This window comes from Rhizobium freirei PRF 81, assembly GCF_000359745.1.
GTDB classification, from domain to species: Bacteria; Pseudomonadota; Alphaproteobacteria; order Rhizobiales; family Rhizobiaceae; genus Rhizobium; species Rhizobium freirei.
In genome coordinates this window covers 16,130-27,554 of the sequence record NZ_AQHN01000036.1, presented here as the reverse complement: position 1 = coordinate 27,554, position 11,425 = coordinate 16,130, and the positions used below count along the sequence as shown (strand labels likewise).

Annotated in this window: 9 protein-coding genes; 6 read left to right on the top strand and 3 right to left on the bottom strand. The window is 56.9% G+C overall.

All coding sequences use genetic code 11. The features are described from left to right. Window positions 1–125: 125 nt before the first annotated feature. Window positions 126–1,001, bottom strand: a complete 876-nt coding sequence (locus RHSP_RS08515) for a hypothetical protein (protein ID WP_004113644.1) — start codon at window positions 999–1,001, stop codon at window positions 126–128. A gap of 787 nt (window positions 1,002–1,788) precedes the next feature. On the opposite strand from RHSP_RS08515, the gene RHSP_RS08510 reads away from it, so the two are divergent. Next, window positions 1,789–3,240 carry an alkaline phosphatase family protein gene (locus tag RHSP_RS08510; RefSeq protein WP_157385325.1) on the top strand — a complete coding sequence of 484 codons (1,452 nt, stop codon included), beginning with the start codon at window positions 1,789–1,791 and terminating at the stop codon, window positions 3,238–3,240. A gap of 573 nt (window positions 3,241–3,813) precedes the next feature. Then, complete coding sequence (locus RHSP_RS08505; RefSeq protein ID WP_004113641.1) at window positions 3,814–4,899, top strand: nucleotidyltransferase family protein; 1,086 nt, start codon at window positions 3,814–3,816, stop codon at window positions 4,897–4,899. 5 nt (window positions 4,900–4,904) lie between these two features. Here the strand turns inward: RHSP_RS08505 and RHSP_RS34580 are convergent, their stop codons facing one another. Both RHSP_RS34580 and RHSP_RS08500 read right to left on the bottom strand, forming a co-directional pair. Then, a complete protein-coding gene (locus RHSP_RS34580) occupies window positions 4,905–5,042 on the bottom strand; it encodes a hypothetical protein (protein ID WP_157385324.1) in 138 nt (45 codons plus the stop codon). Window positions 5,043–5,366: 324 nt separating this feature from the next. Next, the gene (locus RHSP_RS08500) at window positions 5,367–6,089 is read right to left on the bottom strand and encodes a GntR family transcriptional regulator (RefSeq protein WP_004113640.1); all 723 of its coding nucleotides are present in this window, start codon (window positions 6,087–6,089) and stop codon (window positions 5,367–5,369) included. 155 nt (window positions 6,090–6,244) lie between these two features. Here RHSP_RS08500 and RHSP_RS08495 point away from each other — a divergent pair, with 155 nt between their 5' ends. From RHSP_RS08495 to RHSP_RS08480, 4 genes are read left to right on the top strand one after another with little or no spacing between them, the layout of a single operon-like run. Further along, window positions 6,245–7,060 (top strand): ATP-binding cassette domain-containing protein, encoded by an 816-nt coding sequence (locus RHSP_RS08495; protein WP_051074058.1) that lies wholly within the window; start codon window positions 6,245–6,247, stop codon window positions 7,058–7,060. Between the two features lie 12 nt (window positions 7,061–7,072). Then, window positions 7,073–8,068 (top strand): ABC transporter substrate-binding protein, encoded by a 996-nt coding sequence (locus RHSP_RS08490; RefSeq protein WP_004113637.1) that lies wholly within the window; start codon window positions 7,073–7,075, stop codon window positions 8,066–8,068. Between the two features lie 10 nt (window positions 8,069–8,078). Continuing rightward, window positions 8,079–8,849 carry an ABC transporter permease gene (locus tag RHSP_RS08485; RefSeq protein WP_004113636.1) on the top strand — a complete coding sequence of 257 codons (771 nt, stop codon included), beginning with the start codon at window positions 8,079–8,081 and terminating at the stop codon, window positions 8,847–8,849. 12 nt (window positions 8,850–8,861) lie between these two features. Beyond that, window positions 8,862–11,231, top strand: a complete 2,370-nt coding sequence (locus RHSP_RS08480; RefSeq protein WP_004113633.1) for a CehA/McbA family metallohydrolase domain-containing protein — start codon at window positions 8,862–8,864, stop codon at window positions 11,229–11,231. The last annotated feature ends 194 nt before the right edge of the window (window positions 11,232–11,425 follow it).

Genomic DNA, 11,425 nt, shown 5'->3' with positions numbered 1-11,425 from the left:
TTTCGCCCTGATTTGACCTTCTGGGGGTCAAAATCTCGCGAAACTCAACAAGCGAGATTCAGGCGACACATCGATGCCGCCCGTCTCCACATTCGGACATCGGCTAGCGCCGCGCCAGCGGTCCATCAGATCTGCGGTTGAATGTCTTGCTGGGGTGTCGAACCCTGATTGAAGAAATTTTTGGCCTTCTTGAATTGCTCGGTAGAGCTACGGCTAATAAGCCGCTGAAAATTCTCATAGTCGGCTCCGCCGCGGCGGAGCCGACGTGTCTGAACAAGGTGGGCCAATTCGGTATAGACTATGTCGACATCGACGAATTTCTTCGATGAGCATGAGGACTTAAGGTCAAGGAAATTTTGCTTGAACTCAAATTCCCGCAATACGATTGCGCTGTAGTCGTAATATCCCCCCACGCCGTTGTTGCCTAAATAGCATTGATACGTGCACGTTAAGGCTTTGTATCGCTGTGGTTTGTTGTCAGCGCTGAAGACCAAATCACCCATCTGCGTCAGGAACGAGCTGAAGTCAGTCTGCAACGGTACTCCGTCACTGACATGTGCATTTGCGATCAAGGAGAGGAAAGTGCTTGGAACCGCGGCGCCGGCAATTTTGCTAGAATAGCTTTTCTTCTGCTGGCGCCCGGTCGAAATATCGGGGAGGTGGCCCACCACGTAAGCCCAGGTATCGATATTGAGCTTCTTCGCATCGACGGTCGGGTATTGGGCCTGTATGTAGTTATAAACGAGTCCACCCAGTGCAAGCAGGATATCGCGATTCTCGTCCATGATCTCTCTATAGGGAGAGCTATCTACTTTTTGGCCAATAAGATGAAACTGGACGGTTCCGATGGCATTGGCAATAGTGTCATCGCGTTGCGGCTCGCCATTGGCCCGCGCCAACATGAGTGGCGGGTTCGTAAAGAAAGTTCTCGCTTGTTCGTATTTCCATTTTGAGTTGCTCAAATTGGATGTCTCGGTGCTCTCAGCGGATTCGTTCGACATGCTATCCTCCTGTGTTAAAATATGCCGGTGCTCCCAGAGCCCACATTCCTGAGGCATAAACTATTCACGTCATACGGGCGTCTTTGTCCTCGTAGCTGCTATATCAGAAAGGATGCATTTTGCGTCGAGAGGCTTTGCTTTGGGCCATGCAATTTTTCGATTGGTTAGCGGCGAGTAACCGTGAATTGCTTCGAATACCGGGATAAAATTGTTATGGTTGGCGCAACTGATAGGCGCCGGTGCGCCCGCTTTCATTGTCCGAAAGCTGAACCTCGGTATGTTCATTTGTGTTGAGACTTCACCCAACTTTGCATTTCATCGCGACCTTGCCTGGATGCCGATATCGCAAATTCGTCAATGGGTTCTCAGCCGCTGATTGGATAGGCCCCAAATGCAAATATTGGTCAAAGCGCTGTGAAACCAAGCAAGTCCTGAATGTCCGAGAGGCCGCAACGCGCCTTGGTGTTGAGTCGCACACCCAGAGCGATACTAACCCGTCTTGCAACAGACAGTTATAGTGACGATCAAATGCGCCTAAGCCTTCCTCAGTTCCTGCTTGGAAGCATGCCCATATGAACCAGTTTTCGATCTTCGCCTAGTGAACTTTCTCGATTATGCCTCGAAGGCCAGGGCGAGGTCCGTGGGACAAGATGTTCCTTACTCTGCGCGCTGTTCTAGTTTGACGTTCTGGTTAAATTGATGAGTATTCGCTGGACCGGTGAGAAGCCGGCGCGTGCCAGCAACTTTTGAGATAGTCCTCTCAACGTTATTGTTCAAAGGCGGCAAAATGAGCGCACTCAATCAGATCCAACATATCGTCGTTCTCATGCTGGAAAACCGATCTTTCGACAGCATGCTCGGCAAACTTTATCCCAAATCATCGGATTTTGATGGTCTGTCTGGTTCCGAAACCAATTTCGACGCGGCGGGTGTTGCATACCCTGTTCATAATAGTGCCGGCACCAGTGACGCGACGATGTCCATACCCGCTCCCGATCCAGGGGAGAGTTGGACTGACATCAATATGCAGCTGTTCGGCACGAGCGCGCCACAATCCGGAGCGAAGCCGGATATGAGCGGCTTTGTGAAGAATTATCAGGCTCAGGCAGCCCACTCGCCGGGAGTGTATGATCCCGGAAGTGTGATGCATTATTTCACGCCCGAGCAGGTTCCCGTCATCAGCAAACTGGCGCGGCAGTTCGCCGTGTGTGATCGCTGGTTCGCTTCCGCTCCGTGCCAGACTTGGCCGAACCGCTTTTTCGTGCACACGGCTACGGCCAATGGATATGAGAACAATTCACCTGTTCACTTCCCATACCGGATGCAGACGATTTACAACCGCATCGACGATGCGCAATTGCCAGGTGGTTGGAAAATCTATTTCCATGACGTGCCGCAATCGATCACGCTTGAGAAGCTTTCGCTTTCACTAAGTCGTTTTCGACTTTTCGATGAATTTCTGACGGACGCGAAAACTGGAGATTTGCCTGCCTATTCGTTTATTGAGCCACGCTATTTCGCTGACGTATCATTGCCGAACGACCAGCATCCACCCCACGTCGTAACTCTTGGCGAACAGCTGATTGCCGATGTTTATAACGCGGTTCGCAGCGGCCCTGCTTGGACCCGAACACTTCTTGTCATTACCTATGACGAACATGGTGGATGCTATGACCACGTTCCGCCTCCGCCGGCACGACCGCCGGAGCCGAAGCGACCCGAGACCGCATTCGATTTTAGTCGGTACGGTGTGCGTGTGCCCGCTGTCATTGTCTCGCCCTACGTTCGTCTGGGCACGGTGCTGCGACCGCAAAGCGACACGCCTTTTGATCACACATCCATCATTGCGACGTTGCGCAAACGCTTCCCCACTTTAGGACCACCTTTGACGGCGCGCGACGCGGTCGCACCCGACTTGTCGATTGCTCTGACCCTCGAGAATCCAGACAATCTCGGACCTGACTGGCTCGATACCACACCCTACAGCGCGTCGCCTGCCGACGTCGCACGAGCGCGGATCGCACCGCCAAACGGAATGCAGGCCGCGCTACTCGAGTTTACAGCAAATATTCAAAATGGCGTAACTGGGGCAGCGCTTGAAGCCCGCACCTTCATCGGCCAGCAAATGCAAGACTTATCGCAGGGACTCAACGGAGTTCCCGACGGTGTCGCCAAGGATGTGGCATCCTCTATCACCTACATCAAGTCTCGCCTCGGCGCGCTGTTCCGAACCGTGTGAACTCGTCAGGGCGGAGGGAGAGCCTAGCAATTCAAAGCACCCAAATCATACATATGGTCTTGAATTTTAGGCGATGATTGGGCGGGCTGAAGTCGGCGCAGTGGCCGAAGATGGCAGCAGCACTTGAGGTCACCGTGGAGCTCGTAAAGCCGCTACCTCGAGGATTGGAGTCTGGGCTTTGTCTGCCGAAGGTTTGAGCTGAAGGAGGAGGGCGCCTGGGCAACCGTTTCTTCCCGATCCAGAAGGACGCCATTCTAAGCGATCGCAGCATTTGTGGCTTAACACCCATCGTAAGTCGAACTGGCCGCCCTATTGTTGAGTTGCGTGAAATTCTAACCCGGTTTTGCGTTTCGTCATGACGCGGCCGCGTCTTCAAGCCGTCGATCTCTTCAAGGTATTAGTTCCGTCCCGGCAAGCCCCCTTGCTCTTGGTCGTTTTAAGTGGCGTTATACTAAAGTTGCGAATTTAGGATAACGCAACTCTCGACCCAAAAGTGGAGCGCGAATGATGTTGAATGGCGGGGATCGTAAGTGTTATATCTAAAACCCGATTTTAGTATAACGAGGCCAAGCCATGAAGCAGATCGATCTCATGTATCGCACCATGACGGCCGAACTCAGTGAACGGGTTTTCGATGCCTCTTTCTCAGCCGACTTCCCGATCGAGGGCCGTTTTGTGCCGGTCACAGTGAAAGATCGCAAATACTGGTATTTCGATCAGCCGACTGAAGGGGAGGGGCATCGCCAGGATCGACGCTATGTAGGCCCTGCTGATGACCCCGAGATCAACAAACGAGTGGAGAACTTCCGAGCGATCAAGGACGATGCCAAAACTCGTCGGAAGTATGTTTCGACGCTCGTCCGTGAAGCTGGCTTGCCAGAACCGGATCGCTTTTCCGGAAATATTATCGAAGCTCTTGCCAACGCCGGCATCTTCCGCCTGCGAGCCTGCCTGGTCGGCTCCGTGGCTTTCTCTGCCTATGGCGGACTTCTCGGCGTTCGGTTGCCTGCTTCGTCGATGGGGACGGGGGATGCTGATTTCGCCCAGGACTATGCGATCAGCTCCGAGGTAGGGGACAGCCTTCCTCCCATCCTCGAAATCCTTCAGGGCGTCGATCCAACTTTCCGGCCGATTATGCATCGTTCGGGCTCGCCGCGATCGACAGGGTTCGTCAACCGCGATGGCTACAAGGTCGAGTTCCTGACGGGCAACCGAGGATCGGGCGACCACATGGACAAACCGGCCGACATGCCCGCTCTTGGTGGGGTTTCGGCCGAGCCGCTGCGGTTTTTGGACTTCCTGATCCGTGATCCCGTGCGAGCTGTCATGTTGCACAAAAGCGGCGTGTCCGTCGTGGTTCCTGATCCCTGCCGGTATGCGGTCCATAAGGTGATCGTCGCTTCCCGTCGGGTGGTGGATACGTCGGGAGCTGCAAAGCGCGAAAAGGACCTGAGGCAGGCCGTCCTCCTGTTCGAAGCGCTCAATGCTGCCAACCGGCTCGACGATCTGGCTGACATCGCTAAGGAGGCATGGGAGAGGGGAGAGGCCTGGCGTTATGCCATCCAGGCCGGGATGGGCTACATGCCAAAACAGGAAAGGGCAGCGACCGCCGCTCTCTTTCGGGACCTGGGGATCGATCACGAGGTTACGGTTCCCTAACGGCGTCAGAGGCTGGAACGGCCTGGCTCGTTGTTGTTATCGACATTCTCGGCAATCCATTCATCCTCGATGAGGGGAGGTCCTTCGATGTCGTCCTCGTCGAGGTGCTTAGCGGCACGGTATAGTGCCCTATAATCGCTCATCTAGCCGGTTGTCATGCGTTGGCCCCAGACGCCGGCACTCGCCGACAGCTCCTGCCATGAAGCCGTGCATGTGCGCCTCCTTTCGCATTTACGCTAAGCGTACGTGCCCCATCGATGCGATGCACTGCAAATCGTTTAATGACGAATGCAAACAAAAGAGAGAATACAATGACGAGTTTTTTGGAAAAGTGGTCTTCCAGGAAGTCTGACAAGCCTAAGGCCGGAGTACGCAGCGCTGTCGATATCTTCCGCGTCAGGGTGGCATCGCATGATTAGAAGAGGGCAATGGTTCTAGTCCCTCCAAGAGCAAAAGCACTCGGACACTCAACGCGCGGGTATTCGATTGCCGAGGACAAACTTATAGCGCTCGGGTCGAATAAAGAATTCCGATCTCTCGGCGCAGGCGCCGTTATCAAAATATGAGGTTCGTTCGAGCACCAGCAAGACCGCATTGTCCGCAGCCGCGATCAGCGATGTTATCCGTGGTGCGGCTGCGCGCGCTCCGATGGCAATTTCGGCGGAGGTAATGTCGACGCCGGCTCTGTCTTTGAGAAGTGCATAAGTCGGTTGTTGTTCAGCGATCTCTCGCCTAAGGTCCGACATGAAGGCCGGCAAAAGACTTCTGCCCAAGGCAATAGGCTCGTCGCCCACCATGTGAAGCCGCTCAAGAAGCGCGCATTTTTGTCCGAATAGCTGGACAAAAGCCTGCGGCGTTTCAATGGCGGTCAGATCGATAATCCTCATGGTGGCATTGAAGCCCTGGACTTTCAGCGACTCATGAAAGCTACGCAGCGTATCGATCTGGTGGCGCACCTGCTTGCCGGCCACAAAAGTACCTTTGCCTTTCCGGCGTTCGATCAACTCCTCCTTATCGAGCTGTTCGAGCGCCAGCCGGACGGTGACGCGGCTGACATTGAAGCGGGCCATGATCTGCGATTCCGAGGGGAGTCGCCCGGATGGCTCGTACGTCCCTTCGGCAATCTCGACACGAAGGCGATCGGCGATCTGGAGATACATCGCCACCGGGTTGTTCCGTATCAGGTTCATTATTTTCCATCGGGGTTAAAAAGACCACGGACTCTCTGAGCTTTAGAATAGCGTTCCCTCTCGCTGCTGAACAAGGAGAACTCCTCACGTTGATAACATGTATTATAATGTATTAGAAATTGGACGATTCCAATCCGAGATCGTTCGAAGACAACATGACATCTCTATTTGCACCACGGCAGCTTTCTTCAGGCGCCGCCTTCTCAGTGGATGGCATGGCTTTCGCCTATCTTGAAAACAGGCGCCGCATATTCGAACATTTCTCGCTGGAAGCCCGTCCGGGAGAATTCGTGGCGATCCTCGGTCCGTCCGGTTGTGGCAAGTCAACGCTCCTTAATCTTCTCTCCGGCTTCCTGCGCCCGCAAGCGGGGCATATCACCATAGACGGCGTGCCTGTTGTGCCGGAACATCCGACGCTCGGATATGTATTTCAGTCGCCGAACCTCTTTCCCTGGTTGAATGTCCTGGAAAACGTCCGCTTTGGTCTGCGCATGAATCGTCTTGGCTCTCCGCAGGAACAACGAGCCGTCGCGTTGCATTTTCTGCGGCTTGTCGGCCTGGAGCAGCAAGCGGAGGAGCTGCCTCACCGGCTGTCGGGCGGACAGCGTCAACGGGTCGCGCTTGCGCGCTCACTGGCGCTCGAGCCGCGTCTTCTGCTCATGGACGAACCATTTGCAGCCCTCGACGCCATGACGCGCGCAGCCCTTAATGACGAATTGCTCCGTATCTGGTCAGGTTTGGGGCAGACCGTGCTGTTCATCACCCATGACATCGACGAAGCGATCTATCTCGCCGACCGGGTTCTCGTCCTTGGGCTGCCCCCGACGGGAATCACAGCCGAAGTAGCGATTGATTTGCCCCGTCCTCGCGACCAGCGAGGCGCGCGCGCCAATCCATTGTTCGTGCAACTGCGCGAACGGCTCTCGGAGGAAATCGCAAAGGTCATGACCAGCAATCGACGCATTACCTGAAGGGGGCATCCGATGAAACGCATTCTACCTGCAGTTCTTCTCGCACTTGCGGCAGCTTTGCCTGCCCATGCCGAGGGCACGCATCCGCTTCGCATTGGCTGGGTCCAGTCTATGGCGAATGCGCCTGTCTTGATCGCCGAGGAGAAAGGCTATTTTCGCGACGAGGGATTGAACGTCGAGCTCAAGGGTTTTGGCGATGGCCCGGTCATCCAGCAGGCGGTGGCTGCAGGCGAAATCGATGTGGCCTATATCGGTGCTCCGCCAGTCTATCAATGGGCGGCGCGCGGTCTGGACGCGAAAATCATCGCCAAGGTCAATTATGGTCAGGCTGCCGTGATTGTAAAGGCGGACGGCCCCATCCAGGTGCCCTCCGACCTGAAAGGCAAAAGGCTGGCCGGCGTCAGCAGGGGCAGCGGCATGGATGTATTATTGCGTGGCTACGTCCTGAAAGAGGCCGCAGGCCTCAGCCCGGACGCGGACCTCACGCTGTCGCAGATGCCGGTGGGCAATATGAATGCCGCCCTTGATACCGGCGTCATCGACGCGGCCTTTTCCTGGGAGCCGTTCATCAGCCAATCTGTGCTCCGCGGCGCAGGTCGCGTCGTTTTCGACGTGAACAGCGCCCTGTTTGGCTATCCGTGGTATGTCATAGCGGCGCCTGCCAAGACGCTGAAGGAACGCCCGGATGACCTCGTGAAACTGTTGCGGGTGAATTCGAAGGCGATTGCCTTTCTACATGAGCACCCCGAAGAGGCTGACCGGATTATCGCCCGGAGCCTCAAGCTGGAATCGCTGAAGGCCGCAAACGGAAGTGTCGTCGCGCCGGAAGCGATCGTCGCGGAAGCAAGGAAACGCCTTGGCTGGTCGGCAAAAATCGAGCCGTCTGACCGTGCCTTTATCCAGCGGCTCATCGACTACTCCGTCGCCCTCGGCTTTCTCGACAAGCGACTGAACGTCGACGAGATCATTGATGACAGCTTCGCCGCAAAAGCGACCGCGCAACGATGAGATCCGATCGATGAAGAAGTTGGCAGCGCAGCTGTGCTTTCCGCGACCGTCCTGGCGCTGGGCAGCGCTTCCATTCCTGCTCGTCGTGTGGTGCCTCGCGGCAAGCCGAGTTCCCTCCTATGTGCTGCCGCAGCCGTGGGATGTGGCGGCCGAAGGGTTTCGCTGGCTCCGCTCGGGTGAGTTGGGTCACCAGGTTGTGGCGAGCTTGTTGAGAGAATTCGGCGGCTTCGGCGCAGCCGTTGTGGCTGCTGTGCTTATCGGCGTATCCGCCGGACTTTGGCGGCCCTTCCGCGAGTTCGTCCAGCCCCTCCTCGGTCTTTTCATGGCCATCCCGCCGATCGCCTGGGCGCCGCTATCGCTGATCTTCTTCGGCCTTGGATATCTCTCCATCGCCGTCGTCATATTCATCGCGTCAGCCTTTCCGATGGCTGTGACGATACAGGAAGGCGTGCTTTCCATCAGCAGCGGCGAGGTGCGCGCGGCGCGCATTCTGGGCGCGGGACGACTGCAATTGCTGGCCCATGTATATCTTCCCGCCTCCTTGCCTTTTCTGACCGCTGCGTTGCGTATCGGCTTCGCTCAGGCATGGCGTGCGCTGGTGGCGGCAGAAATGATCGGCGCCTCGCAAGGCATCGGCTGGATGGTTGCCATGGGCGGGCAGCTCGGCAATTCGGCGCAGGTGCTTCTCGGCATCGCGATCATAGGACTTACCGCGTGGCTGATGGAGAGCCTCGTATTTCGACGGATAGAGCGCCGCTACGAAGGCTGGCGCGGACAATAACGGACATTTCCCATGACAGAGACTTTGCCATACGAGACATCTCAAGCCGTCGTCCATTCTCCGACAGGCCTTGCCGATCACTTCGATACTCGACCCTTCCTCGGCCGTCTGACCTATCCGAGGCAGACGTTGACGGCGGGCGAGTGGACCGAGCTGGAGCTCGTGTATGAGGTCGGCGCTGTCGGTCTCGCCGACGGCGCATGGCTGAAGCTCGCCTTCAAGTTCTATTCCGACTGGGCGCTGTTTCAGACAACGGACCCGACGGGGGCCAACTATGTCTCCGCCGAATACCACGCCGGCCCTCTTGTACCTGGCCAAAGCCCGAGCACCGTTCAAGCGCTGAAGGTGCGTTTCGATCAGAAGGGGCATGAGCGTCCCTTCCAAAAGGCTGTTATCATTGACGTTGTCGATGGCTATCTCAATCTCGGCGACAGGATCGTCATTCGCCTGGGCGATCGGCGGCAGGGCGGCGCCGGCACCCGTGTGCAGACTTTCGTGGAAAACGCATTCCGTTTCCGGCTATTCATCGATCCGTTGGGCAGCTCGAAATTTGCGGAAGTGCCGGGCGACTGCAAGCTGGAAATCTCGGCTGGTCAGCCGCATGCCGTTCAGGTTATCGCGCCACGGCTGATCGGCCTTGATCAGTCCTTCGATGCGGTTGTGCGCGTCGACGACATATGGGGGAATACTTGCCACGGTCGCGATCTGCAGGGTGCGCTCGTCATTACCGCCCCTGATGGCAGCCAACGGACGGAGCCTGTTGCATTCGCCACGGAAGGCGGGACGTTTGCCCGGATTTCCGGCCTTTCCTTCGCGGAGGCCGGCGAGTGGAAATTGGAAGCGCGGTTGATCGGCCACCCCGTCGTCGCCCCCTGTGTCGCCTATGTACAGAGCGAGGAGGGCGCCTTGCGCCCCCTCTATGCGGATCTGCACGTCCACTCCGACGACACCGTCGGCACGAATGATGCGACCTACAATCTCACCTACGGGCGCGACATCGCCGGGCTTGACGTGGTGGGTTACACTGTCAACGACTTCAACATCACCGAGGCAAACTGGGACGAGGCCGTTGGGATCATCCATGATCTCAACGACCCTGGTCGCTTCGTCTGCTATCCGGGCACCGAATGGTGCGGCAACTCCGCCGCCGGCGGCGACCGCAACGTGGTTTTTCTGCGCGACGGCAAGCCACGGTTTCCCTTCGACGAAAAGGGGCGGTCGCTTCGCTCGTTCGAATGGAATGAGACGACTGCCGGAACGATCCGTCCTGGCATCTGGCCGGTAGACCGGCTGTACGCAGCCTATGAGGATGATCCGGAAGGTCATTTGCTGATCCCGCATGTCGGCGGCCGGCGCTGCATTCTGGACTGGAACCATCCCGAGCTGGAACGCCTGATCGAGATCGGTTCCGCCTGGGGACAATTCCATTGGCTCTATACCGAGGCTCTGGCCCGCGGATACAGGGTTGGAGCTTCTGCAGCCAGCGACGAACATCAAGGCCGTTGCGGCGGCGGTGCGCCAGCGACCGGGACTTTCGGCTCACGCGGCGGGCTTACCGGCGTCATCGCCGACCGTTTCGATCGCTCCGGCGTTGGCAAGGCGCTTCGGGCGAGACGCACTTTTGCGACGACTGGCGAACGCAGTTTCGCGGTTTTGTCGCAAGGCAGACATGTCATGGGCGAGGTGTTCAACGCCGAGGCCGAAGAGCCGCTTTCCTACCGCTTGCTTGGCAATGCCGGTTGGGAGGACGTTCAACTCTTTGATGGTGACCGCGTCATATGGCGTCGCGATCTTCATGCCGAGGCAGGATTTAGCGAACAGAGCGTACGGATCCGCTTTGGCGGCGCACGGATCAAGGATCGCTATCGGGCGGCCTATTGGAGCGGCGAGGTGGCTGTGACCGGCGCCGCGCTCCTGGATGCGCATGGGGTCGGATTCGATCATCCGGAACAAAGCGTATGGCGCACCGGCCTCGGCACTCTGGGCTTCCGGACAGCAACGCATGGTGATGTCGACGGGATCGAACTTAAGCTCTCCGACCTTCGCGATGCGCGCATCGCTGTTGCCGCGAAGCTCCACGGTTACAGCAAGATCGGGGATCCGCTACAGCCGCCGCCACATGCCCATGCTCCAGAAGTGTTGTTGGAGGCAAGCGGAAGCGAGCTGATCGCAAAAGGCTCTATCTCGGTCGATCTTGCCGGTGTGGAGTTACGTCTCTCGTTGGAGCGCGTCACCGATCATCCTCTCCCACGCGATCTCTTCGGCGAGATACCGCTTTCGGAACTTGGATTGAAAGATGGGCACGAACACCCGTTGTTCCTAACAGCAAGGCAACGCGACCAATCCCGTATCTGGACGTCGCCGCTATTCATGACTCGCTAGGGGTATCGACATCATCACGTCAGTATCTTTCGAAAACTCCAAGGGGCGAAGGGGCTTTGCGACTGGGCGCAGCCTGAAATTTCGAGGTAGTAGGATACTCGCGAGGATGATGTCGACGTTAAGGTGTTCGTTTGCGTCGAGATTTCCCAGTCTTGCGTTTCGTCATGATTCTAATTCGATATTGATACATCCAA

Coding starts and splice junctions, on each gene's coding strand:
- RHSP_RS08515 (WP_004113644.1), bottom strand. CDS start 1,001: ATGTCGAACGAATCCGCTGAGAGCACCGAGACATCCAATTTGAGCAAC.
- RHSP_RS08510 (WP_157385325.1), top strand. CDS start 1,789: ATGAGCGCACTCAATCAGATCCAACATATCGTCGTTCTCATGCTGGAA.
- RHSP_RS08505 (WP_004113641.1), top strand. CDS start 3,814: ATGAAGCAGATCGATCTCATGTATCGCACCATGACGGCCGAACTCAGT.
- RHSP_RS34580 (WP_157385324.1), bottom strand. CDS start 5,042: ATGAGCGATTATAGGGCACTATACCGTGCCGCTAAGCACCTCGACGAG.
- RHSP_RS08500 (WP_004113640.1), bottom strand. CDS start 6,089: ATGAACCTGATACGGAACAACCCGGTGGCGATGTATCTCCAGATCGCC.
- RHSP_RS08495 (WP_051074058.1), top strand. CDS start 6,245: ATGACATCTCTATTTGCACCACGGCAGCTTTCTTCAGGCGCCGCCTTC.
- RHSP_RS08490 (WP_004113637.1), top strand. CDS start 7,073: ATGAAACGCATTCTACCTGCAGTTCTTCTCGCACTTGCGGCAGCTTTG.
- RHSP_RS08485 (WP_004113636.1), top strand. CDS start 8,079: ATGAAGAAGTTGGCAGCGCAGCTGTGCTTTCCGCGACCGTCCTGGCGC.
- RHSP_RS08480 (WP_004113633.1), top strand. CDS start 8,862: ATGACAGAGACTTTGCCATACGAGACATCTCAAGCCGTCGTCCATTCT.